A 277-nucleotide genomic window follows, 5' to 3' on the forward strand; every position below is an offset into this window, starting at 1 on the left:
TCCCTATAACCTTGACGGTTATGCGCATTTACTCTGATGATGAGTGGTGCTACCCAATAAACTAAATGAGATCCCTGCCTGCGCAGGGACGACGTGAAACGTCGCTTTACTTCTCCCAGATTCGCTGTGCAGCCGTTGGCTGCACAGCATACAAGTCAAAGCTTGATGACCATAGTAAGTCGGTCCCACCCCTTCCCATCCCGAACAGGACCGTGAAACGACTCTACGCCGATGATAGTGCTGCAACCAGTGTGAAAGTAGGTTATCGTCAAGCTAG

General features: G+C 50.5%; 1 rRNA gene. It reads left to right on the top strand.

From position 1 onward, the window contains the following. The first annotated feature begins 161 nt into the window (after positions 1-161). Positions 162-274 (top strand): 5S ribosomal RNA (gene rrf / locus GTP55_RS29360). Positions 275-277: the final 3 nt, after the last annotated feature.

Source organism: Duganella margarita (genome assembly GCF_009857535.1).
GTDB lineage: Bacteria > Pseudomonadota > Gammaproteobacteria > Burkholderiales > Burkholderiaceae_D > Rugamonas > Rugamonas margarita.